Here is a 22969-nt window from a genome sequence, read left to right on the forward strand (position 1 = left end):
CCGGGGAGCCTCTCTCTCCGGCAACCAGCCCGTCATGAAACCTCCACCCTCCTTTCCCTCTCATGGCCGAGCCGCATATGAACACGCAGACCCATCAGAACTCACCGCGGGCACGCAAGCTGATCTCCCGGCCAGCACCGGTGATGATGTGGTCGTGCAGCATCACCCCTAGGGACGCACAGGCATTTCGGATTTCCTTCGTCATCGCGAGGTCGGCGGCTGAGGGCTCGGGATCACCGGCCGGATGATTGTGGACGATGATCAGCGCCGAGGCATTGAGCGCCAGGCAGCGCCGCAGCGCCTCCCGGGGATAGACCGGGACGTGATCGATGGTGCCGATGGCGAGGCACTCGTCTGAGATCAGCCGGTTCCTCCGGTCGAGATAGAGGGCATGGAAACGCTCCACATCGCCCCTGATGGTGAGGGCACAATAATCGAGCACCGATTGCCAGGACGACAGGACAGGGTTTTGATTGAGGTGGCGCAGCAGGATCTGCCGGGCCTCGTAGACCACGGCTTGCTCTTGGGCGGAGAACCGCAGCGGCTGCGGTTCGATGGCGGGTGTTCTCGTGTTTCGTGTCATGGTGCTGTTCTCCGACGGGCAGTCGGCCGGGCGCCGAACTTTCACCGTGTCACGAGGAGAAGCGCCGCCCTCTTCCTTCGAAGAGAGCGGCGCCGAAGCTGAAGAGCGTGGATCTCAGGAACGCCGGGGCTCCGCATCGGGGCGTGTCCCGCCTGGCAGACGGCCCGAGCGATAAAGCAGGCGCTCGGCATCGCGAATGCTGCCGGCATCGCGGGCGGCCTCGGCCCAGACCGAGATCGGGAAGTCCCCCGTGAAGAGCAGATCCCGCTCGATGCCCATGCCGAAGGGCAGCCGAATGTAACGCAGTTCGTTGAGGCTCCATGAGCCAAGTTCGGGGTAGCCAATGTCGGCCAGGCCAAACATGATGTCGCCGTCCTCGTCGAGCTCGGTCGCGAGCCAGACACCGGCGCCAAAGGGATTGAAAAATTTCACGATCGGAATGTGATCCTGATCGCGATCGCGGCCATTCGCCAGCAAACGGTCACGCTGTGTGTCGGTCAGGAGGATCATGCCGCAGTCCTCCCTTCCGTCGGGGTCTGCCGCTCAACATCGGTGCCGGCGTCGGGCAGATGGGCCAGCAGCCAGTCGGCCGCCTTGCTGGCCTGCGAGGCGGCACGCACGATGGCCCGCGAATCCTCGCGCATCACCTCCAGCCAGGAGCCGATGTAATCGGCATGGCGCACAGTCGGGACGATCCCGAGCGAGGCGCAACAGAACGCGCTCGAAATCTCGGCGATCAGTTCCTCGAAGGCGTATTTCTTCGTGCCGAAAGCGCCCGAGAAGTCCCGCCCCAACCTTGAGGCATGGCCCGTTGCGTGCCCCATCTCGTGCAGGGCGGTCCTGTGCCAGTTGATCGGCTCAAAATAAGCCTGCGGAGGTGGCACCTGCACATAATCCTGCGAAGGGACATAGAAGGCGCGGTTGCCACCGATCCGGAAGTCGATACCGGTCGCGGCGATCAGTTCCTCGACCCGCGGCTCGATCAGCCCGGGCGGCGGTGGCGGTGCCTCGACGGTGATATCGTCGGGCAGACCCTCGCATTGCGCCGCGTTGAACACGGTGAAGCGCTTCAGGAACGGGATGCTATTGGCGTCTTCCCCGGTCTCCCGGGCGCGGCGCTTCTCGTCTTCAGGCGTGAAACGGTCGGCGTAGACGACGGTGGTGCCGCGCTCGCCCTTGCGGACATTGCCGCCGAGTGACAGCGCCTGGCGGAAGGTCAGCCAGTGCTGGGTTGGATAGCCCTGCTGGATCACGGCGCCCCAGAGGATCAGGACATTGATCCCGGAATACTGCCGGGAGGTGGCCGCGTTACGCGGCATGGCGAGCGGCGCCTGCGCCGCCGCCGTCCCCCAGGGCTGGACCCATGGCAGCCGGCCGTCCTCCAGCTCGGCGATGATCTTGTCGGTAATGTCGTCATAAAGGTTCGTTCGCGGGCCGCTCTTGCGGGCCGCGCGATGCTCCATGGTCATCGGAATGATCTCCGCGACGGGCGCCGGAGGCCTCTCCTCCAGCCCTCAACCCGTCACGGAAAACCCGCCCGCACTCTCACTCTCAGGGGGCGTTGCGGGGCCTCCCCGCTGATGGGGGTGTGTCGGCAATGCCAGTGCCGACCAGGGAGAAGGCTTTCCCCTCCCATCCCCTTCCAGATCGCGACCTTCTTGGTTCCAATTAGCGACCCATTGACTTCCAATCAGCCGAGACAGATAGTTCCAAATGTCGGAGACTAGAGGACGGGATGTTCAAGCGGTTTGTAGAGCGCCGGGCGGAGGAAGCCCTTTCGGATACGCCCGTGGTTCTCATTGTAGGGCCACGGCGGGCTGGCAAAACCACGCTCGTCAAGAAGATGGGGGAAGCCGGCCGCACCTATATCACGCTGGACGACCAGACCGTGCTGGAGGCTGCGCGGTCCGATCCGGCCGGGTTCATCCGGGGACTGGATAGGGCCATCATCGACGAGATTCAACGCGCGCCCGACCTGCTGCTGGCGATCAAGAAGACGGTCGACGAGGACTATCGTCCGGGCCGATTTCTCCTCACCGGCTCAGCGAATGTGCTGACCTTGCCACGGGTCGCCGATAGTCTCGCCGGCCGGATGGAAACGCTCGAGATGCTGCCGCTGGCACGGGCCGAGATCGAGGGCAGGACGCCGACCTTTCTGGAGCGTCTCTTCGAGGGAAAGCTGCAAAAGCCAAGCAAAGCGATCGTCGGCGACGATCTCGTCCACTCCGTCCTGCTCGGCGGCTTTCCCGAGGCGATCGCCCGTGAGAGCGAGCGGCGCCGGCAGGACTGGGCGCGATCCTATCTCACCTCGGTTCTCACCCGCGATCTCAGGGACATCGCAGAGGTCGAGAAGCTGACCGAGCTCCCGAAATTCGTGCGTTTGCTGGCCGAGCATTCCAGCCAATTGGTCAACTATTCGCAGTTCGGAGCCAGCATCAATGTCAGCCACAAGACGGGACAGCGCTACGTCGGGCTGCTCGAACAGGTCTTTCTGATCGCGACGCTGCAGCCCTGGTTCACCAACGCGCTGAAGCGCATCGTCAAAACACCGAAGCTATATTTCCTCGATTCCGGCCTGCTGGCGAGCACGCGGGGCCTGACCTTCGACAGGGTGAAGGCGGATCGCGGGACGTTCGGCGCCCTGCTGGAAAGCTTCGTGTTCTCGGAAGTGCTCAAGCTGACGACAGCCTCGGACCTGCGACTGACACCCTATCACTTCCGCGATCGCGACATGCGCGAGGTCGACATCGTGCTGGAGCGTGACGACGGCATGATCGCCGGCATCGAGGTGAAGGCGAGCGCCACGGTCAAGTCCGGCGATTTCGCTGGGCTGCGCGCCTTGGCCGAAGCCTGCGGAGACCGCTTTGCTTTTGGCACCGTGCTCTATGACAGCACGGATGTTGTGCCATTTGGTGACCGGCTGGCTGCGGCGCCATTGTCCTGTCTGTGGAGTTGAGCGGATGTGCAAAGATTGCCGACTGATCAACCTTCGCGATGCAATGATCGTGGGAGGCCTACGTGAGCCTGTATGAGAGGTGGTGCGACGCCACGAGAGAAAAAGACAAACGCAAGTACTACTGGACCTATGTCGAGAAGCATGGTGGCCGCGATGAAATCCAGGGGGACTTGGCTGAAACGATCCGTTCGCATTACGACCGACTGGAACGCATTGCGGAGGACGTGGACCGGCTCGGATACAAGGTCGCCGCCGAGATCCTCAGCGAGGCGATGCCTCAGACGTCCAAGGGTCGTTCGGGCGATCTCGGCGAAATTCTCGCGACTGAGCTCGTCGAGGAGGAGATTGGCCTGCGTGTCCCTGTGCGCCGTCTCCGCTACAAGGACGGGCGCAACATGGCCATGCGCGGAGATGATTTCATCGGGGCCGGGTATGACAGTAAAGGCGAGAAACTCTGGCTCCTGAAAGGGGAAGCTAAGAGCAACAAGGTACTGGGAAAGTCAACGGTCACGAGCGCCCGCAAGGTACTCAACCGCGATAGCGGTCGGTGTACGCCGGACTCGCTGCTGTTCGTTGCAAACCGCCTGCTGGAAAGCAACGACCCGGACGACAACGCACTGGGCCGCAGCCTTCGCGACGAGGTGGGCCTGAAGTCTCTCCGGGCGGATCGCATCGATCACATGCTTTTCACTATATCGGGCAACGGTCCACACGCTTCGTTGAAACAGGATCTCGAGGCGACCGGCAGCAATCGAGACCAGTATGTCGTGAACATTCACGTCAAAGACCACCAGGACTTCATCGCGGCCATGTACCAGGAGGCGGAAGATCTTGGAGACGATTGACGAGCTGACAACTTTCCTGACGGACGCGACCGTCGATGGCATCCTCGGACGCCTCCTGTATCGCGGCGCGGCATGGTCGCTGATGCGCGAAAACGGTGTACTGCCGCCGAATGCGCCGCCGCTCGGCGCGACGATCGAAACGGATCTTGCGGAACACGGCTTTGCTTTGCTTAGGGGCGCAATGGCGCTGCGTGCTCAGGCCGGCACCTCGGACCTGACCAGTAAGGCATTCGAGCGTGCAGCCAATGCCTTCGAAGCCCTTGTTCGCAATGGTGATGCGGGGTCGCCTGATCGAGGCTTCCGCCGCACCATCGCTGCCGCAGCCTATCATCTCGCCGGATTTTCAGCCGTTGCCTATTCGCTCTTCAATGAGACTGCGGGCGATCTCAACACCTCACCCGGCGAAACAGCGATCCAACATCTGATCCTGCGCGATCTCGGCCAATTGCGCGGCTTCGTTCGCGAGTGGCTGGACAACGACGATCACAAGGATGAGCAGATCGCCGAGATGCTGCGGGGTGAAAAGCCCGATGTCGATGAGGTTCTGTCGACCATCCTCAACACGACGATCTGCCGGGCGCTGGCGTATTTTGATTTCGCGCTTGAGACGGGCGAAGCCGAGCCGATCGAGACAGCAAGGGCATTGCTCGACGCCGCGGTCAGTCTTGCAGACAATGCGGAGAATGTCCCCCTGTGGTGGATATCGAACCTCTGTCGCCACCTTATCGATGACCTGTGGCAGCATTCCCTGCACGAAAGTCTGCCGACCGAGCCACCGGAGGGAACGGAGGAAAAATACCCGGACCTGCGCAGGCTATTCATCTCATCGCTCTATGCTCGCAAGAATTCCGAGGTGGAGTTGTGGCCATCGCAGCGCGAAGCAGCCCGGCGCTCCACCGACGTCACGGACGATCTGGTTGTCGCCTTACCGACCAGCGCAGGCAAAACGCGGGTAGCCGAGATTGCCGCGTTGATGACCCTGTCGTCGGCGCGCCGGGTCCTGATCGTCACGCCGCTGCGTGCGCTGTCCGCACAAACCGAGCGATCCTTCAGAAAAACCTTCGCGCCCCTCGGCTTCAGCGTCTCCTCACTTTACGGTGCCAGCGGCCTTTCGGCAGGCGATGAAGACGCATTGCGCACTCGCGAAATCATCATCGCGACACCTGAGAAGCTCGACTTCGCACTGCGAAGCGACCCATCTCTGATAGACGATGTCGGTCTCATCGTCCTCGACGAAGGCCATATGATCGGCCCGAGCGAGCGTGAAATCCGTTATGAGACGCTGGTCCAACGCCTGCTTCGGCGCTCGGACGCGGAGAGCCGTAGGATTGTCTGTTTGTCCGCCATTCTGCCCAGTGGCGAAGAGCTAGACGATCTCACGGCATGGATACGCTCCGACGAACCCGGCGCGCCGGTGCTCTCAGACTGGCGTCCGACCCGACAACGATTTGGCACGCTTACTTGGCGGGGCCAAGACGCACTGCTTCGCCTCGATCTGAATCGCAATGGTCCGTTCATCGATAAATTCGTAGTGCAGAGACCGGCTAGAGGCAAAGAAAAACTACCCTATCCGCGCAAGACGTCGCATCTCACCTTGTTCGCTGCATGGGAGTTCGCCGGCCAAGGTAAGAGGACGCTGATCTTTTCAACCCAAGCCAATTGGGTCGAAGGCTTCGGCAAACAAGTCGTTGACCTCTGCAAGCGTGGATATTTGGGCTCGCTGCTGGAGGATGAGGCACCGATTGCCCGCGCTCTTGAGGTCGGCAAGGAGTGGTTGGGAGAAGACCACCCCGCCGTTGCCAGTCTGAAGGTAGGTGTCGCAATCCATCACGGTCGGCTTCCGAGCCCATTCCTGCGCGAATTGGAAACGCTGCTGTCCGAGGGCGTCTTGAAGGTCATCGTTGCATCGCCGACGCTCTCGCAAGGCCTCAATCTCAACGCTGCAGTTATGCTGGTGCCGTATCTGGTCCGCAGAGGCGAGAAGATCAAAGGCGAGGAGTTCGCAAATGTCTCCGGGCGAGCCGGCCGCGCTTTCGTGGACGTCGAAGGCCTCATCGTTCACGTGATGTTCGACAAGATCAAATGGCGAGAAAGAGAGTGGCGTGAGTTGGTTGCCTCCGCCAAGGCCCGCACACTGAAGAGCGGCCTCATCCAAATCGTCGCAGAGATCCTTGAGCGCCTGGCCCGTGAAGGCGTTCTGGAGCGCGATGACGCATGGGAATATCTCGCCAACGCCCGCGAAGCCTGGAGATCGCCCGCGGAGGAAGCCGCAGTCGCCGAGCGCTTGGCGGCCGGCGCGGAATATGACGCAGATGACGGTGAAGATGAAGGCGGTGATGACGAGGGGGAGACAATCGACGAGGAACCGCTTTCGCAAATCGTCGAACGTCTCGATGCGACTGTCTTCGGATTGATTGAAGCGCTGGACTCCGACCGGGCGGATCTGCCAACGCTCTTGGACGAGGCGCTCAAAGGGTCGCTCTGGGCGCGCCAGATAGCCCGAGAAGACGAGGACATCGCGCCATTGCACAAGAAGGTGTTCGAGGCGCGCGCTGAACTCATATGGAAGTCCACTACAACGGAGGCGCGGCGCGGACATTTCGCGATGGGTGTCGGGCTTGAGGCTGGGCTCGCCATTGATGCCATGGCAGACGAGTTGGCCGATCTCCTCGATCAAGCTGACGCTGCCGCGCTGAGTGGAGATGTCGGCGAACTTGTCGACGCCCTTTCAGGTCTCGGGGAACGCCTGCTGTTTATGCGGCCGTTCATTCCCGACAAGACCAACGCGCTACCGGCCAACTGGAAGGACATCCTGCGCCGTTGGGTGTCTGGCGACGATGTCGCCAATATTGGGCCTCAGAATATGCGGGCTGTCGAAGAGGCCTTCACCTATCGTTTGGTCTGGGCCTTGGAAGCTGTTCGTACCCGCCGCATGTCCCTCGGCTGGTCTCCAGAAACAGTGGTGGGGGGCGCCGCAGCAGCGGTCGAAACCGGCGTTCCACAATTCATGATGTCGATGCTGATCCGCGCGGGCCTTCCATCACGGCGCGCAGCCATGGCGGCAATCGAGGATGCCGAGCCAGCCTTCGTCACGCCCGCGGAGATGAGGGCCTGGCTCGAATCCGACGAGATCACAGCTTACACCGATGCTGGTGATTGGCCGACCCCCGACACGGCAGCGCTATGGGCGCGGTTCCGAACGGAGGCCCTGAGTGGCGGCATTCAGAAATGGTCGGTCGAACACTACAAGCGCCTGCTCGACACCGCGACCGCCCCACCTGCCGGCCTCTATCGGATTGTCACAGACGATGGAGATGGGCGGACCTGGATGGCGACGCCTGACTATCAGCGGGTGGCGGCATTCAAGAAATCGGCACTTGATCCGAAGCCCAGCCTGTTCTCGGGGCGGCTGCCGGGCAATACTAGGTTGGTGGAAGCGTTGCGCGTCGGCCGTGGGAAACTGCGCTGGCCACGGGCCAACACGTAGAGGAGAACCTACGAGATAATTTCCGCTATTTTTCGTTGGAAGGCTGAAAAAATCCTGCTCTTAGGTCACGAATACTTTCCGAGTGCTTAGGCAGCTGCAAGGAGATGCGCTGATTCTTTCCCATCCGCCGCTGCGAAGAAAATTCTACGCGCTGGATGGCATCGATATCGCCGGATGAATACTCGACCCTGTTGGCCTCATCGAAAGGAATGTGTTCTGCCTCTACCCAGAGAGCAACGGTGAGTATTACGTCTCCCAACCGAACGGGTCCGTCGGGAGTCGTGACGGTCACCTCGCCGGGGTAGGGAAAGCACACCGTTCGGAAAACGGGTGACTGGGCCTTTTCTATGCCTTCAAACGGATCAGTTGCCTCCTGAAGCTGGAGCCAAAGATCGTTCAAAGACCAGGCCGCGCCGGTCTCCTCGTTACGAAAGATGGATGCGAAAGGGTCCGTATCCTCGGGTAGCGTGCAGTCAACATCCGACGGCTCTGGCATCTTCCAATCGAGCGAGCGAAATTTTCGAATGCCGACTCGTGAGATGACGCACGCTTTGTGCCAGAAGAGCACGAAGTCTACCTGCAGCAATGAATTGACATCCTCACTCGCGATTTCCGAGAGCTCTCGAAGAGAAACACCGCTTTGCTCGGCGACCTTCCGGGCACTGTCGGTGAAACCAGACGCACTCACCGCGATCGTACGATCTGCACCAATCGCCTTTTTCTTCGCGGCCAGTTGCTCGATCCAGGTGACATCCTGAATTGCAGTCCTTCGCCGACACTCGATCGTCAAAAGGACTTCGGCGGTTCCAATCCGCGTACGGATACTTGCATCGACCTCTCGTAGCTGACCTGTAATCTTGCATCTGATACGATCAGGAGAGTTAACAGTCACATTTCCGGGGTCTGCATCAGCCTCTATTCGCGCAACCAGACGCTCGAATTCACGCCATTCAGGATCTTGGCCTTCGCTGGCGCTCATCTTTTGCGACGCTTTCCGTCCGCACCGGCATCGAGGAACATCGGGAAGAAGCTGCGCTGTGTCTTCACCTTGATGACATCATTGACCCCAATCGTGTTTGCTTTCCGTCGCTCACCGCCTGCAGGTGTAATGACTTCAAGATCGGGGTTCTCGATAATCGCCGTATGAATGTCATCAGCGTGAGCAGGTGTGACGTTGTAGATGCTCTCGTAGAAATCCATGACGGGCATCGCATCACCAGTCTCAGTCACAAGACGCGGAATATCTCCCAGGAGTTGGCTCTTCGCGGACGCACGGGCATCACTGTCGAACAGATAGAGCATGCCTTCGTCATGCCGCGGATCATAAGACAGCATGTTGAGGCCAGACCGACCGAAATGTGCCTGCATCGTTGCATTGTCATGCAGGATGTTGTTGTAGACCTGCCGCGCACGGCAAGCGTTGGCGAAGTGAATGAGCCAATACCGCCAGCCACCAGGGTTATTAATCGAGAACGGGCTTACATAGGGAGCGCATCTCCTGAAGACGTCAAAAACGATTTTTTCAGCCGTGCCGAGCCAGTCATTCTTGCTCATGACCCCGTTCAGTTCACCGATATCGGTGGTCTTGAGCCCAAGATAGTCCAGTCGGGCAGTGAGTTGATCTGGTTGGTCCTTTTTCAAAAAGGCCAAAAGAGAACTGATCATGAACGTGTAGAAGATCTCAGCCGCTGGATAGGTCCGCATGATGTCGACGATCGTGTCACGCTCGACGTGGCTATCCCCGCACTGGTCTAAGTTGAACAATACGCTTCGATAACGGCCCTGCTCCAGCAACGCCCTGGTTTTCGGGTAAGCTTTCTCGAAGAACTCATTCAAGTACTCTACGCGAAGATGCAGCTTCGGGCATGTTTCCGCGATATCTGCCTGCAGTGGTGCGACATGGGTCTTCAATAGTTCAATCGCATCCCGACTGGCATCATTAAAAATGAGAAGACACTCGACCTCAATAGCGCCCAAGCCTTGCGCCGCCCGCTGTGTGTTGACCGCTTCAGTCGCGCGCCTGAGTTCTTCAATGAAAATCAGCGGGGACCCGGGCGTTCCGCACTGGTAACGCCCCCCACCAGCAAAACCATCGACTATTGCAAGCCTGAAACGTTCCTGTTGGGGTAATTTGCAGCGAACGGTAAGATAATCAAAGACGTACTCACGAAGAATCTTGTGTTTGCGCCGCGAATGCTCTTCGAGCTTCGCGCCATCTGCCCATTCGTATCTTTTTTCGACCATGTTGCCTCCCCGCCTATCTCTAAACTCTTACACAACCGCTTGCGGGGCGGCAGGCATTTCGTCCCAGGTGCGTCCACGATATTCTCGCCCGTTGGCCTTCTTCGAGCGCTTCTTGTTGTCCTTGCCCCAAGTTCCCCACTGTTTGAAGAAAAATGCCGTCCCTGCCTTAAGGCATTGGGCATGTATTTCATCAATCCATTCTTCGCGAATTGGACGGGCGGACTTTCCGCTTTCGCCGCCCACAATCGCCCAGTGAATATCCTGAAGATCAATTGCGCCAACGGCACCAATCAGCGGCTCAAAAGAAATGAAGCGGATCGCTGCAGGTGACCGGCGGAGGTCATCGATGCGATCAACGACTTCAGCGTTTTCGATGCTCGTACCAAGCCAAACGTTGGGCAGGACCTCTCCGATGCGGTCGCTGACCAACTCTGCCATACGCTCGGGACGCTTAGTCAGAATCTGGTAGTTATGGCGTGGCGTTTCACGCATGACTTGCCAAACGTCCAATATGAATTCATCAGTCACCCGGTCATGGAAGAGGTCACTCATCGAGTTAACGAAGATCTTTCGGGGCTTGCGCCATCTGTGGGGAATCGTCAGTGCCTGCCGATCCTCACGCACGACTCCATTCCAAACGGTCCTCCGACCCGTCTTGCGAGTTAGTCCTGCATATTTCTGGACACCCATCGCTTCGAGCCGCTTGGCCATTTCCATCGCATAACAATGGGTGCAGCCGGCTGTAACGATCGAACACCCCGCTACCGGATTCCACGTGGCATCTGTCCATTCAATCTGTGTTTCAGCCATGTCGGCCTCCCGCGCATTCATCGTTCCGGCAGCACATCAGTCAGTACCGCGTAACGGGTTGATGAACTGGATATCGGAGAAATCTTTTTCGTTTTCTGTTACCACCACGCAATCGTTGGCTCCCGCGACGGCGGCGATAATCACATCCAACGTGCTCCGCGGACGACCCGTAGACGTCCCATCCGCCATAAGTCGTGCCCATATCAAGGCAGCCTTGTCGTCAAAGGCTAAGATTCGGTCCATGAACAATTCCTGCGGGCCTTCCGGCCCTGAAAACCAAGCATCAAGTGCATCGCGCTTCTTGCCACGTGGTTTTTCCAGAATGCCGCGTCGGATTTCGGCTATGGTCAGCGATGCGATGAAGAGGTCCTCATCCCGCTGAGCTGCCATCCATTTCATCAGAAGTTCAGATGGCTTCGGCTTGACGATATTGCTGATGATGTTGGTGTCTAGAAGGTAACGGCTCACAGATCGACCCTTCGCCCTTCATCGCGCGAGCGCGAGAACTCGACTTCGGCTCCAACCAGGGGCGAACGGCGCAAGGCGGTCAGAATACTACCGGACTTCGGCGGCTCCTCCGCCACGACGGCCTTCACCGCGGCGCGCGCCTCTTCCGCTTCTGGCCCCTCTTCGGCCAAACGGCGAGCAAGCGAGCGGATCAGTTCGCGGTCGGATTCGAGAGCCATGACTTCGAAACGTTTGAAGCCGCGCTGTGTCAGGCGCGCGCGGTAATTCTTGATCGCTCGTTTCTGTGCAGCGTTGCTCATCGCCGATCTCCATGCTATATCAGGATATATATACCAAGAAACATTGGCTTTTCAACTGCCGTGCCGAAGAGCAAGCAGTCACGCCAAGATGGACGCGAGCCCGGAATGTGCCACAGGGTCCGACGTCAAGGCAGCATGGGTTAGATGTACATCGCGATCAAACAGACAATAGCGATTTTGCCCGCCGTTATTCACGACGAGGCTATATCCGTTTCTACGATCCGGCACGACGTAATGCGCCAGAAAAACCGACAACACGCTGTTTTTACATACTATTTTTCCTTGAGCGATCACTTCGAGATGTCATTCTTTGTCTTGCGCACCTCAACGCGCGAGAAACGGATGGCGACCTCTTGGCACGACAGCGACAAACCAAAGCGGAGACACTGCATCTCTCCGTCGAAGCGGCGGACACCGACGCCGCGTGTCTCGCGGGCGCCGAGCCTGATGCCCGCCTCCGCGATCTGGTCCGCCTCTTGGCCCGTCAGGCCGCCCGCGACTTTGTCAACGCCGAGACGGCCCATCATGAACAGGACCGCCTCCCCAAGTAAGGAGGCCGCCGTATGAAGGTCGCGCTCTACGCTCGCTATTCGTCCGACAATCAGCGCGATGCCTCGATCGCAGATCAGTTCCGGATGTGTCGGCTCTACGCCGAGAAGCAGGGCTGGCAGATCGTCGAGGAATACTCGGACCATGCAATCTCGGGCGCCTCACTGCTCCGTCCAGGCATTCAGGCCCTAATCTCCGATGCCACACACGGCCGCTTCAATGTGATCCTCGCAGAGGCGATGGACCGACTCTCCCGGGACCAAGAAGATATCGCCGGTATCTTCAAGCGCATGTCCTATGCTGATGTGAAGCTCGTTACCCTTTCCGAAGGCGAGGTCACGCATCTGCATGTCGGCCTTAAGGGTACAATGAACGCGCTGTTCCTCAAGGATCTCGCCGACAAGACTCGCCGTGGCCTGCGCGGCCGGGTTGAGAGCGGAAAATCCGGAGGCGGTCTCTGCTACGGATATAACGTCGTACGCACCGCCGATCCGGACGAGCGCGGTCACCGGGAGATCAACACCGCCGAGGCAAGCATCATCCAGCGCATCTTCAAGGATTATCTTGAAGGCAAGTCCTCCCGCACCATTGCCATGACGCTGAATCGTGAGGGCGTCCCTGGGCCGCAAGGCAAAGAATGGGGGCCCTCCACAATCCACGGAAACCCCAAGCGTGGCACAGGTATCCTGAACAATGAGCTCTATATCGGCAAGCTGGTCTGGAATCGCCTGCGCTACATGAAGGATCCGGATACCGGCAAGCGCGTCTCGCGCCCAAACCCGGAGAGCGAATGGGTCGTTCAAGAGGTGCCGGAGCTCTCAGTCATTGACCGGTCCCTATGGGATGCCGTGAAGGCGCGGCAAGCCAGCCTTGCCTTTGACAAATCCGAGAAGAGTTCAAACCCTATGAACAACCGGCGTCGCCCAAAGCACCTGTTCGGGGGGCTGATAAAGTGCGGCTGCTGCGGAGGGGGGTACTCGATGATCTCAAAAGACCTCATGGGGTGCTCAACAGCCCGCAACAAGGGCACTTGTGACAACCGAGTGAACATCCGACGCGATGCACTGGAGGCTTCCATACTGAACGGCCTCAGGAAGCATCTGATGGGACCTGAACTGTTCAAGGAATTCTGTGCCGAGTTCACAAAGGAGGTAAACCGCCTTCGCATGGAACGCGGAGCTGATCTGGAAGTATGGAAGAGTGAGCTGGAGCGCACCGATCGGGAGCTGGACAAAATGGTAGATGCCATTTTGCAGGGATTTCCGCCAGCCAAGCTGAAGGACAAGGCCGAGAAGCTTGAGGCGCGCAAAGCCGAACTAACCGAACTCTTGGCCAATGCCGACGAGCCACCGCCCTTTCTGCACCCGAACATGGCGCAGATCTACCAGGACCGAATTAGACAGCTCTATGAGAATCTCCAGCGCGAAGAAGAGCGAGCACAAGCTGCCGAGGTGTTTCGTTCCCTTGTGGATCAGGTGACCCTTATCCCGGAGGACGGCGAACTTGCCATTGTACTGCGTGGAGATCTGGGTGCCATCCTGCGCTTTGCTGCAGGAAAGAAAAACCCCGACTTCCTTTCGGAGGCCGAGGCTTTTGACAACCTGCTATCGCAGGGATCGTTGGTTGCGGGAGGGCGCAACCAACGATCTCTGCGGAATGGGTCCTGGAATGCAAAAACCTCCGCGGCGGGAGCCTTGGAGGTTTCGCAAGTATCGTTGGTTGCGGGGGCACGCAACCAATTTTATCTACTCTTTGCTGCTCAACGCCTTCCGAATCCTATAAAATTTTGAAAACGAACGAATTTGAGGAATTCCTATTGCCCTGTACCAATCAAGCTTTACCCAATGGAGAGGGGATTGACCTCGTATTTTTGCGGGACTGGAAAAACCTCGGAGACTTGCTGTATCTCCAGTCGATTAGGTCTGGGAGGATCGATGAGAATTCCAGCATCGCAGTCTCATACAGAGCGATGCTGAGCGTTAACGCTCAGCGATTGGCAGATTTCGTAGTCCATACCGGGGTAGAATTTGACGTCGTCGCTATGGCTCCTAGTAGCCGCGACGATGCTGTGCCTTACCATGAGTGCATTATGAACCGCCTCTGTGCCACAGATATCAGCGAAAGGTTCTCGAAATCAAAATCAACACAATCAGGTTCGTCTGGTTCCAGCCAGCAAGACGTTGTCGATGCAATAACCTATATGGCCGAAGGTGATGAAGGGGTATTTCGAAATCTCCTGATTGTCGACGACTCCTTCGCAAGTGGAAAAACGATAGCAGCGATGCTGTACCACCTACGGAAGGCAGGATTGAACAACTGCTCGATAACGGTAGCCGTTCCGGCACTCCTCCGTCAGTAGGTGTCAAAGTCCCACACGCGAGGGATCGAAGCCAAACGGCCGAAACCCGCTCACGGGGTTCGGTTCACGAGAGCCCGGTCCGCAATAGCGGACGCGTCACTAATCAAGCAGATCATGCGGTGGCCCTTTCATATATTCATCGAAAGAGGCCAGCTCCTCGCCGGTTGGTAATTCGTCCATGGTGAGAAGGCCGCGAATATCGTCGGCAATTTCGCGTCGATTGACGTAACCCATGGAATACCGGCCGTTCTCCAGTTCGTAATCCAGCGCACCACACCATTGATTGATCCGTCCATACCCGGGAGCTAATGCAACCGATCCGATCCGCCCGCGCACCTCGTGTTTAGCCAACGAAACACGGAGGGCTTCCAAACGGCCGAAAAGGATATGAACCCGCCGCAGATCGTCGCGGATACGGGGAATCATCGAAGGGTCCTCGATTACTTTCTTGATCTGGGAAGCGCGATAGGCACGTCCGAAATGTCTATATCCCTGATCTTCCTCAAGAGCGCGAAGCTTGATTTCAAGGCCGCTATTGTCGTGCCATTTAATCATGTCGGAAGCGCGTTGCCGCCATGTTCGCAGAAGTTCATAGGCGGCGAATATCCACATTTGCGACTGCGCTGAGACAAATAGAGCGTCGGGCAGCGGCGTCCGCTCTTCTTCTATCAACCTCCTGAGTAGACGCTCTTCAAGATCGGCAATGAACGGATCGACGGCCCCGAGATTCATGGCTTGCATGCGCAGATAAGGATCGTCTCCCAGCAACGTGAGACCGGAAAGCGCCTGGTTTATTGCAGACGGATCAATTTCCGAAAGCGGCTTGTAGCGGGGTTGGTCCGCATCGTCCGGCTCAAAATCTTCCTCATCGCTCATCGCTATCTCTCTGTTCCTTTTGCGCACGCACCGGGCCGCGCGCGCTTATTCTTCCTCCTTCAAGGCTTCAGATTCGAGGCCGTATTTCAAAAGCCAGCGTACGATATGCCGCGTCCCGCAATCGTCGCAGACATATATGACGCTCTCATTGGTCTTCATCTTCATAAAAGCATTGGCCTCGATGCGATCTCTATGGCCGCAGCTCTTGCAATCCAGCGGGATCAAATAGGGTTCGAACGTAAATTCGTCGTCTTTGACATGTGTGACGTAGGACGCGTTGCACTGCTCGTTCTGACACTGGACGACGGTCTCCTCCTTGAGCAGTTCACTGTTGCGGACGATGCTCTGACCGCACTTTCCGCAAGTGAAAGTCACGGTCTCGGAAAAATGAGCATCGAATGCGGTACTGGTTACCGCTTCGACGTACTCAATCACCTCTCCAAGATAAGTGCGCAACGCGGCCTCATCCGTCTTGGGGGCATGCTGCCCCTTTTTTTTCGGCATCTGGATATGCAGGAACGAGCTCAGCTTCTGCCAGTGCTTGCCGAGCTCGCGTGGCGATATGCCCTTGGTTTGGCCGACAGTCACAAAGCCGTCCGTGGCGGGTGTCCCGGGTTCGGATTCAGACGCAACACTGAGCGTCGAATCTTTGGTCAGATGCTCGTCCACTAACTCCATCAGGCGATCCATGGCCCGGCGGGGCTGCCATGCACCGATCTCTTCTATGGTGATTTTGTCTAGCCGAAGCTGAAGCTTTTGATAGGCGACACGCTCCAGCGCATAGCGGAGTTCAAGACAGGCATATGGCAACCGATCCGGATCGTTGCTTTTAATATGATCCTGCGCCCGCTGAATATAGGGGTCCGTTCCAAATACCATTCGTCGCTCTCGGTCTGCTCTGCCCCGTGGCTATGGGCAAAAAGCTTCTGTCACAATATCCCTTTGCTCTTCTGGTTTTTCAGACGATCGAGCAGCTCGTCGTAAAGCACGATCTCGATGTTCTTGAGGGACATGCGCAGGACACGAAAATCCTCACGCTTCTCCGGGCTATCGAGCTGCTTACTATGGCCTATCAGAAGCAAGGCGCGCGGTCGCGTCACATGCGCGTCTGTTTTCAGTTCGCGGCGAATGTCCTGCTCCAGAGCAAGTCCGCGCTGCTCTGCGTTGTAAAGATACTTCTCGGCCTGCGTGACGGCCTTCGTTGCATCGGAATGCCAGTAGTAATTGCCCCGATCCTGACTGGCGGAGAGAAGGCGCGTTTCTGGGGTCTTGATTTCGAAGATGTCGAGAAAGCCGTGCGTATCTACCAGTCCGAAATCGACCTCTCTGGACGTGCCCGTAATGACGTTCAAGCGATCGAAGACGTGTACGTAGCGGGATTCGACGAGATAGAGGTTCCGCCGCAGAAAGCGGCCCCACTCCGCTTCATTGTGGTTACCCGCCTGCATAGCCTCGAATTCGTCGATAACCTGGGACAGGGCCACATCGTCAATCTTCAACTTCGCTGAGCTGATTAGGCGACTCTTGTGATCGGCCCTAACGTAGCGGCGCTCGACGACGCGCGACGAGAAATCCATCAGGCGCTCGATCTCCTGACTACTCATCTCGGGGATGATCGTGTCATCAAGGGACGCCAGAAGGCGCGTCAAACGGCTGCGCGGGGAGGAAGAGCTGCGCGAGAAATGCCGGGGCAACAAGTCGTGAAACAGGCCGTCGGCCATGTCCCGCATGTCGGACTGCAAAGCAGTGTTCATCGTACGCACCTGCGTGGCGAGGCGCTGAAAGTCGGCATAGCTCAGGACAAGCCGCATACCCTTCTTGTGCCGGCGCGCATTGGACGGCTTGCTCCGGCTGATCGTCAGCTCTGACACATTGCCCTCTTTGAGTTTTCTCGATAGAGCCGACCGCAGAGCGTTTGTTTTGAAGAAGCCCTTTTCGTTCAACTCATCCGGGCGCTGGGCAAATCCCTCGAAGGTAATGAGGTCTATTGGGAAGAAGCGACCCTGGGGATAGTACTCGACGACCTTCGCGCGCTTTCGGATGCGGAAGACGAGAGGCCGTTCTCCGCCCTCGTCTTCATCGTCGAAGACATAAATCTCTTCGACGCCCCCACGCCTAGTTTCAGTTTCAACTTTAAGCCCCATAAGTACAATAATCCGAGGATATGGCCACCGGCACAACCCTTAAGGGATATCTGTCCACAACCGGTCTGAAGGATTGACAAGGCTTTTATGAGTCAATCCCGATAAATCATATTTATCGCTTTCGCCGCATATTTCAAATTTATGCGACAATTCCGATATTGACATTTTATCGGATTCAACGCATAATAAACCCATGAATGATTTAGCCCGCACACCGAAGCAGATTGGTAACCTCGTCCGCCGGGCCCGTAAGCGACTCGGCTGGAGCCAGAGCGCACTAGGGATGTGGGTTGGCCTGCGCCAGGAGACCATCTCACTGATCGAAAACGGTAATCCGGCAACAAAGCTGGAAACCATCCTGTCCGTTTTGGCCGCGCTCGACCTCGAATTACGGGTCTGCCCCCGCTCCAAAGGACAGTCCTCGGATATCGAGGATATCTTCTGATGCCGCGCCGTCCCAAATACGCTCCCTTACGCGTTTACCTGAATAACCGGCTTGTCGGACACCTTCTGAAGGAACCAAGCGGAGCTATCGAATTCCGCTATGACCAGAGCTGGCTCGATTGGGAAAACGCGTTTCCGGTTTCACTATCCCTGCCCCTTCAGGAAGATACATACAGAGGCGAACCGGTGGTCGCCGTATTCGAAAACCTGCTTCCTGATTCAGACAACTTACGCCGCCGCGTTGCTGAAAAAGTCGGCGCACGGGGGACGGACGCCTATAGCCTACTGGAAGCAATCGGCCATGATTGCGTCGGTGCGCTACAATTTATAGCTGGCGACGCAGAGCCGAATACCGACAGCACGAAAATCGACGGCGAGCCGGTCGATGACGCGGCGATCGAAAAAATCCTCCGCAACCTTGCGCTGGCCCCTCTCGGATTAGACCGCGAGGACGAATTCCGGATTTCGGTCGCGGGCGCGCAGGAAAAAACCGCCCTTCTCTATCATAAGGGCAAGTGGCTCAAACCGCACGGCACGACACCGACGACGCATCTGTTCAAGACCCAGATCGGGCAACTGCCGAACGGGATCGACCTTTCGAATAGCGTCGAGAATGAATTTTATTGCCTGAAGCTGTTCGAGGCTTTCGGCCTTCCCGTCAACAAGGCCGAAATCCTGACCTTCGGCGAAACCAAAGCCCTTGTGATCGAGAGGTTCGACCGCCTGAAGGCGAAGGACGGAAGACTCCTGCGACTACCACAGGAAGACTGCTGCCAGGCGCTTTCGATCCCGCCATCGCGAAAATATCAGAGCGATCACGGCCCCGGCATGGTCGATATCCTGACCTTCCTGAGGGGCAGCGACACGCCTGCTGACGACCAGAAGCTTTTCCTGAAGGCGCAAATTCTGTTCTGGCTGATTGGTGCAACTGACGGACACGCCAAAAACTTCAGCGTCTTTCTGCGGCCGGGCGGAAGCTTCTCAATGACGCCGCTTTACGATGTCCTGACCGCACAACCGAGCCTTGATGCAAGACAGATCGAACGCAAGCAAATGCGCCTTGCCATGTCGGTCGGTGACAACCGGCACTACCGGATCGACCAAATCCTGGGCCGTCACTTCGTCCAGACAAGCGACCGCGCCGGACTGCCGAAAACCCTGATTCAATCAGCGATAGACGAAATAGCGGATGCCGCCGGGATCGCCATCGACCAGATCGAAACCACGCTGCCGAATGATTTTCCGGAAGCCATCCATGCTTCGGTGAAAGCAGCGATGGAGAAGAGGCTCGATAGCCTCGTCATCACCGAAACCTCTAATACATAATGGACCCGAACGGCCTGAATTCCGCTGCAATCTACGGACTAAAGGCGGCCATCGGCTTCAAACACCGACCGTGGAATCGCAAGTTTTTAGTGCTGTGAGGTTACAAGTAAGTAATGTCCAAAACCACTCATTGCGCGAGGGATCGAAGCCGAATGGCCGAAACCCGACACATTTTTTAGAAGACGGCGTTCGATTCACGACAGCCCGGCCCAAAGGGTGCGCAAAATTGCAAATAGAGGGCGAGCGAAACTTCGAAGCTTTCGAATAACTCACACCGTCCAACTGACTTTTGGGTCAGTTGGCACGTACCAGATGTCCCTGACTTGGGTGTCATTGCTGTACGGTGTCGGGTCTGCGTTCCGCACACGGAACGTAGTCGGAATATTCACCGAGTTGCCAAAAATGAGCGCATGCTGCTTCGGCAATGACGGCAACCGCCTCAGCACCGTTTCCGAAATGAAGGGGGTCATCTGCCTGATTTGGGAAAGGTCGTCTGGGTTCTGAATGCGATGAATAATAAAATTATTGCACTGAGATAGAACCGTCTTCGAAAGTTCGCTCGGCCTCTGGGACGCCACGATCAGAAAAGCACCGTATTTCCTTCCCTCTTTTGCAATTCTTTGGAACGTGATGCCCGCATCAATTGCAAAGCGACTTGGCCTCTCCGAAATATATCGGTGCGCCTCTTCCAAAATCAGATGAACCGGCATCGTGTTTCGCGGATCAGCGCGGCGCATGCGATCAAAAATCAGGCGGGCAACAACCGCTGAGGCAAGCTCTACGATCTCGTCAGAAGCATCGTTGAGATCGATAATGCAAATCTGGCGCTCCTTTTTATAGCGACCGCCGTCGACTGCGATCCCGAGCAAGCGATCCACATAATGCGTCGGCTCACGATCATGGTCTTGCAATGCGCCAATATCAGCCCGCAGAAACTCATAATCGGGATTGTCGATCACAGACTTGAGCCGTGTGACTAACTGCGAGCAATATTCTCGAATCTGCTTGTTACCGTTCGCCTCCTCGTAGAAAAGCGCAAGGTCGAGCGCGGCCTGAAGCCTCTCGAATGAAAACGGTGTATTCCCGTAACCTGGAAGCACGGGTTCGTCTTGTTCGTGCCCCTTGAGAAGTTCTAAGAGCGCATCATAGTTGACTGTCGTTTCTTGGTGCTGCCCATCCCGGAATTGGCCGTAATATACAGTCAACCCCGCCGAGACCGTTTCCTTCGATATCTCATCGGTCGAAAACGTATTCAGAAGCGCCTGAATACGATCTGCTTTGCTCGGGGAGCTAGCATCACTATGCAAAATGGAAAGAATTATCTTCGCCAAGACGTGATTGCGTATCGTTTGGAGATTTTCCGCAGCTCCTTCGCCTTCTACCGCTTCTTGTTCAGGCGTTTCCTGAAACAGAGTCGTTAAACCAAGTGCGGTTCGAAGAGCAGGGAGTTGCGATCTATCACTCGCCCGCAAGAGCAAGGCCCATTCATCGACACTCATGAACCAGTGCGGCAGTTTGAATCTGTCCTTAATCTCTGCCTCTTGCCTCTTCTCAGAAGGATCAAGAATCGGCATATCCGGCTCTGTCGCCTTTAGATAGCAGGACTTGATCCAAGCAGGGACGTTGTCGAGCGCCTGCCGATATTCGCCGTTTACGTCGAAGATTACGAAAGCTGCGCCCAGTGCGGCAAATGCCTCAGGCTTCATGAACACGGACTGGAAGATAGATGCAACGGTACAAGACTTGCCGCTTCCCGTGTTCCCAAGCACGGCTACATGACCACCGAACAGTTCATCGAGGCGCGATTTTACGGGATAGTCTTTGAAAACAGCGGACGTACCGATTTCGATGTTATGCGGGACGCTACCCTGTTGCTCGTTGCCCGCTGCGTCCTTTTTCGTCTCGATTTTAGACGGCAGTTCGACATTGAAGATACGATCGAGATCTTCATCCCGCGCATAAAGCGCGTCTGCATAGAGCGGCGGAAATGTCGAAACCCCAAAGCGAAAGCTCCCGCCCTGTATGGGCATTGAGCCTACCGGCACTACGTCAAGGAACTTGGCAGAAGAGGCCTTGTCTAATTCGGTCTGAGAGGTGTGGGGCTGTGCGCTATCCTTTTCGCGAAGACCGACGACTTCTAGAACCACATATTCAGCCTGCATCGGAACCGTAAGATACGATCCAAGGGTTGCCACGTAATGGATATCGTCAAAGCCGACGATAGTGAAATTGTCACTGCCCCCGTGCAGCTCGACAACCAATCGGTCAGCCGAAACGCTGACGATCTTCCCGATGGCGCGGCTCGAATCATCCCTCGCCATCTTTAGTGTCCTGTTCCTTGGCAAGAAGTGCCTGCAATGCCCTCTCTATTGTCTGGTCAATCTTCTGATCCGCGCTAGTGGGCATTAGATGATTAACAACGCTTTCGAAGTAATGAGCCTTTTTCCCCGCTGCGTCCCCATCGCCCCAAATGAACCAGATGCGCGGGTCGCCGAGCGCCGCAAGCTCACGCGTAATGTCATTCGTTTCGGGGTCCATGAAGGCAACGACCCGGAAGCCCGGCAGGGTCAGTCCTTGGAATATGATGTTGTTGACGTGCTCGTCTCCAAAGCTAAACCCCAAGATCACCAGAACGCTCTGATCCTGCACAACCTGCCTTTGGAATTCGCGGAACATATCTGAGTATGGCGATCCAAAGCTCGCCGTCTGCTTCGATGGGGTGGGGTAGATCATGACTCGATCGTTGGAGGGATCGAGCAGCGTATGCGACTCGCGGATGGGATAGAGACCCGTATCCTCTTCAATCCAGTTTACAGAACCATGCAGCTTGCAGAAGTGCACGAAGCCATCAACGGCGGCCCAGCGGCGAGAAGTAATGTCCAACTGCTCTGCCAGCGCCAGCCTGTAGGTGGCAGGATTGAACCTGCGTTCGACCGTTCCCGAGAAACCGTTCGAGTATGGTATGCCTGAACGATCCATTGCCCGTTCATTGAAGAGATCGTAATTGGTCGAGAAGACCCACGGCGGCGCCAGACCGCGCGCACGTGTCGCCAACGATTGATAGAAGCGACGATAGAGGGCAACGACGCTTTCGTCTCCGTTGGAAAATGGCCCTGTTGTGCACTTGTGAAGAACGAACTCCTTAATACCGACGATGATATTTTCTACCAGAGGGGCAACGGAACTCAGCTCTTCCTTCTCACTTGTTTTGCAGAACTGATGGGCGTTTATCAGAACGGCCATCATCTGCTCCAAGTTGCCTTTCACGTCATTCGCGGAAAGATCAATTCCGAGCTTGTCGTAGAGTTCTGTCTTTTGTGCCGCGCTGACGAATTCTTGCTCTGCGTCAGCGACAAGTAACGCTTGAAATTCTTCCGCCAGGAACTTCATCGTAGGAATTCCCAGCTCCGCGTTGTCATGTCGTAAGGATGAACACCCCGAACCCAATAGGAAGGAAAGATTCTTGGAGCCGAACACCTCCGCCATCTGCCGCTGGATGATTTCGGCCTTGTCTTCCAAAGAGCTCTCATCCTTGAGTTTTTCGAATTCGTCTCGATTTCCTTTGAGAAACTTCATCTC

The 22969-nt window shown here is 57.0% G+C and carries 20 protein-coding genes; 6 read left to right on the forward strand and 14 right to left on the reverse strand.

Features of this window, described 5'->3' with window-relative positions:
• Positions 1–94: 94 nt before the first annotated feature.
• The 3 genes from TH25_RS20225 to TH25_RS20235 all read right to left on the reverse strand — a co-directional run bounded on the left by TH25_RS20225 (position 95) and on the right by TH25_RS20235 (position 2052).
• On the reverse strand, positions 95–583 hold the full coding sequence (locus tag TH25_RS20225; RefSeq protein ID WP_064790296.1) for a JAB domain-containing protein: 489 nt from the start codon (positions 581–583) through the stop codon (positions 95–97).
• 114 nt (positions 584–697) lie between these two features.
• On the reverse strand, positions 698–1093 hold the full coding sequence (locus TH25_RS20230; protein ID WP_064790295.1) for a DUF2958 domain-containing protein: 396 nt from the start codon (positions 1091–1093) through the stop codon (positions 698–700).
• Positions 1090–2052, reverse strand: coding sequence for an ArdC family protein (locus TH25_RS20235; protein ID WP_064790294.1), 963 nt, complete (start codon positions 2050–2052; stop codon positions 1090–1092). Before TH25_RS20235 ends, TH25_RS20230 begins: the two co-directional genes overlap by 4 nt.
• A 266-nt stretch (positions 2053–2318) precedes the next feature.
• On the opposite strand from TH25_RS20235, the gene TH25_RS20240 reads away from it, so the two are divergent.
• The 3 genes from TH25_RS20240 (at position 2319) to TH25_RS20250 (ending at position 7871) form a co-directional block, all read left to right on the forward strand.
• The gene (locus TH25_RS20240; protein WP_064790293.1) at positions 2319–3539 is read left to right on the forward strand and encodes an ATP-binding protein; all 1221 of its coding nucleotides are present in this window, start codon (positions 2319–2321) and stop codon (positions 3537–3539) included.
• Between the two features lie 62 nt (positions 3540–3601).
• On the forward strand, positions 3602–4384 hold the full coding sequence (locus TH25_RS20245) for a HamA C-terminal domain-containing protein (RefSeq protein WP_064790292.1): 783 nt from the start codon (positions 3602–3604) through the stop codon (positions 4382–4384).
• On the forward strand, positions 4371–7871 hold the full coding sequence (locus tag TH25_RS20250; RefSeq protein WP_064790291.1) for a DEAD/DEAH box helicase: 3501 nt from the start codon (positions 4371–4373) through the stop codon (positions 7869–7871). The genes TH25_RS20245 and TH25_RS20250 overlap by 14 nt, the downstream gene beginning before the upstream one ends.
• A gap of 25 nt (positions 7872–7896) precedes the next feature.
• Here TH25_RS20250 and TH25_RS20255 read toward each other — a convergent pair whose 3' ends face one another.
• The 6 genes from TH25_RS20255 to TH25_RS25125 form a co-directional block, all read right to left on the reverse strand.
• The gene (locus TH25_RS20255) at positions 7897–8850 is read right to left on the reverse strand and encodes a restriction endonuclease (protein WP_064790290.1); all 954 of its coding nucleotides are present in this window, start codon (positions 8848–8850) and stop codon (positions 7897–7899) included.
• On the reverse strand, positions 8847–10115 hold the full coding sequence (locus tag TH25_RS20260; RefSeq protein WP_009573745.1) for a three-Cys-motif partner protein TcmP: 1269 nt from the start codon (positions 10113–10115) through the stop codon (positions 8847–8849). Before TH25_RS20260 ends, TH25_RS20255 begins: the two co-directional genes overlap by 4 nt.
• Before the next feature lie 27 nt (positions 10116–10142).
• Entirely contained in the window at positions 10143–10925 is a 783-nt protein-coding gene (locus TH25_RS20265; RefSeq protein ID WP_064790352.1) for a DUF5131 family protein, read from the reverse strand.
• Between the two features lie 36 nt (positions 10926–10961).
• Entirely contained in the window at positions 10962–11393 is a 432-nt protein-coding gene (locus tag TH25_RS20270) for a PIN domain-containing protein (RefSeq protein WP_009573743.1), read from the reverse strand.
• On the reverse strand, positions 11390–11692 hold the full coding sequence (locus TH25_RS20275) for a hypothetical protein (protein ID WP_009573742.1): 303 nt from the start codon (positions 11690–11692) through the stop codon (positions 11390–11392). Before TH25_RS20275 ends, TH25_RS20270 begins: the two co-directional genes overlap by 4 nt.
• A gap of 290 nt (positions 11693–11982) precedes the next feature.
• Positions 11983–12219, reverse strand: a complete 237-nt coding sequence (locus TH25_RS25125) for a hypothetical protein (protein WP_009573741.1) — start codon at positions 12217–12219, stop codon at positions 11983–11985.
• A 36-nt stretch (positions 12220–12255) separates the two neighbouring features.
• Between TH25_RS25125 and TH25_RS20285 the strand changes: the two genes are divergently transcribed.
• Positions 12256–14031, forward strand: coding sequence for a recombinase family protein (locus tag TH25_RS20285; RefSeq protein WP_114090104.1), 1776 nt, complete (start codon positions 12256–12258; stop codon positions 14029–14031).
• 668 nt (positions 14032–14699) lie between these two features.
• Here the strand turns inward: TH25_RS20285 and TH25_RS20295 are convergent.
• Genes TH25_RS20295 through TH25_RS20305 form a run of 3 tightly spaced genes read right to left on the reverse strand, consistent with a single transcriptional unit; the run spans position 14700 to position 17620 of the window.
• A complete protein-coding gene (locus TH25_RS20295) occupies positions 14700–15476 on the reverse strand; it encodes a hypothetical protein (RefSeq protein ID WP_114090106.1) in 777 nt (258 codons plus the stop codon).
• A 45-nt stretch (positions 15477–15521) separates the two neighbouring features.
• Positions 15522–16355, reverse strand: coding sequence for a hypothetical protein (locus TH25_RS20300; RefSeq protein ID WP_114090107.1), 834 nt, complete (start codon positions 16353–16355; stop codon positions 15522–15524).
• Positions 16356–16405: 50 nt separating this feature from the next.
• The gene (locus TH25_RS20305) at positions 16406–17620 is read right to left on the reverse strand and encodes a Shedu immune nuclease family protein (RefSeq protein ID WP_114090108.1); all 1215 of its coding nucleotides are present in this window, start codon (positions 17618–17620) and stop codon (positions 16406–16408) included.
• 193 nt (positions 17621–17813) lie between these two features.
• On the opposite strand from TH25_RS20305, the gene TH25_RS20310 reads away from it, so the two are divergent.
• Entirely contained in the window at positions 17814–18065 is a 252-nt protein-coding gene (locus tag TH25_RS20310) for a helix-turn-helix domain-containing protein (protein WP_114090109.1), read from the forward strand.
• A complete protein-coding gene (locus tag TH25_RS20315; protein ID WP_114090110.1) occupies positions 18065–19390 on the forward strand; it encodes a type II toxin-antitoxin system HipA family toxin in 1326 nt (441 codons plus the stop codon). Before TH25_RS20310 ends, TH25_RS20315 begins: the two co-directional genes overlap by 1 nt.
• Positions 19391–19659: 269 nt before the next feature.
• On the opposite strand, the gene TH25_RS20320 is transcribed toward TH25_RS20315, so the two are convergent.
• Both TH25_RS20320 and TH25_RS20325 read right to left on the reverse strand, forming a co-directional pair.
• A complete protein-coding gene (locus TH25_RS20320) occupies positions 19660–21711 on the reverse strand; it encodes an ATP-binding protein (protein ID WP_114090111.1) in 2052 nt (683 codons plus the stop codon).
• Positions 21698–22966: an SIR2 family protein gene (locus TH25_RS20325; RefSeq protein WP_220151467.1), complete on the reverse strand. Its 1269-nt coding sequence runs from the start codon at positions 22964–22966 to the stop codon at positions 21698–21700. The genes TH25_RS20320 and TH25_RS20325 overlap by 14 nt, the downstream gene beginning before the upstream one ends.
• Positions 22967–22969 lie beyond the last annotated feature (3 nt).

The organism is Thalassospira profundimaris (assembly GCF_003326755.1).
GTDB classification, from domain to species: domain Bacteria; phylum Pseudomonadota; class Alphaproteobacteria; order Rhodospirillales; family Thalassospiraceae; genus Thalassospira; species Thalassospira profundimaris_B.

Excerpts from the sequence above, each read along its gene's own strand:
- TH25_RS20225 (WP_064790296.1), bottom strand. The coding sequence starts at position 583 with ATGACACGAAACACGAGAACACCCGCCATCGAACCGCAGCCGCTGCGG.
- TH25_RS20230 (WP_064790295.1), bottom strand. The coding sequence starts at position 1,093 with ATGATCCTCCTGACCGACACACAGCGTGACCGTTTGCTGGCGAATGGC.
- TH25_RS20235 (WP_064790294.1), bottom strand. The coding sequence starts at position 2,052 with ATGACCATGGAGCATCGCGCGGCCCGCAAGAGCGGCCCGCGAACGAAC.
- TH25_RS20240 (WP_064790293.1), top strand. The coding sequence starts at position 2,319 with ATGTTCAAGCGGTTTGTAGAGCGCCGGGCGGAGGAAGCCCTTTCGGAT.
- TH25_RS20255 (WP_064790290.1), bottom strand. The coding sequence starts at position 8,850 with ATGAGCGCCAGCGAAGGCCAAGATCCTGAATGGCGTGAATTCGAGCGT.
- TH25_RS20260 (WP_009573745.1), bottom strand. The coding sequence starts at position 10,115 with ATGGTCGAAAAAAGATACGAATGGGCAGATGGCGCGAAGCTCGAAGAG.
- TH25_RS20265 (WP_064790352.1), bottom strand. The coding sequence starts at position 10,925 with ATGGCTGAAACACAGATTGAATGGACAGATGCCACGTGGAATCCGGTA.
- TH25_RS20275 (WP_009573742.1), bottom strand. The coding sequence starts at position 11,692 with ATGAGCAACGCTGCACAGAAACGAGCGATCAAGAATTACCGCGCGCGC.
- TH25_RS25125 (WP_009573741.1), bottom strand. The coding sequence starts at position 12,219 with ATGATGGGCCGTCTCGGCGTTGACAAAGTCGCGGGCGGCCTGACGGGC.
- TH25_RS20285 (WP_114090104.1), top strand. The coding sequence starts at position 12,256 with ATGAAGGTCGCGCTCTACGCTCGCTATTCGTCCGACAATCAGCGCGAT.
- TH25_RS20295 (WP_114090106.1), bottom strand. The coding sequence starts at position 15,476 with ATGAGCGATGAGGAAGATTTTGAGCCGGACGATGCGGACCAACCCCGC.
- TH25_RS20300 (WP_114090107.1), bottom strand. The coding sequence starts at position 16,355 with ATGGTATTTGGAACGGACCCCTATATTCAGCGGGCGCAGGATCATATT.
- TH25_RS20305 (WP_114090108.1), bottom strand. The coding sequence starts at position 17,620 with ATGGGGCTTAAAGTTGAAACTGAAACTAGGCGTGGGGGCGTCGAAGAG.
- TH25_RS20310 (WP_114090109.1), top strand. The coding sequence starts at position 17,814 with ATGAATGATTTAGCCCGCACACCGAAGCAGATTGGTAACCTCGTCCGC.
- TH25_RS20315 (WP_114090110.1), top strand. The coding sequence starts at position 18,065 with ATGCCGCGCCGTCCCAAATACGCTCCCTTACGCGTTTACCTGAATAAC.
- TH25_RS20320 (WP_114090111.1), bottom strand. The coding sequence starts at position 21,711 with ATGGCGAGGGATGATTCGAGCCGCGCCATCGGGAAGATCGTCAGCGTT.
- TH25_RS20325 (WP_220151467.1), bottom strand. The coding sequence starts at position 22,966 with ATGAAGTTTCTCAAAGGAAATCGAGACGAATTCGAAAAACTCAAGGAT.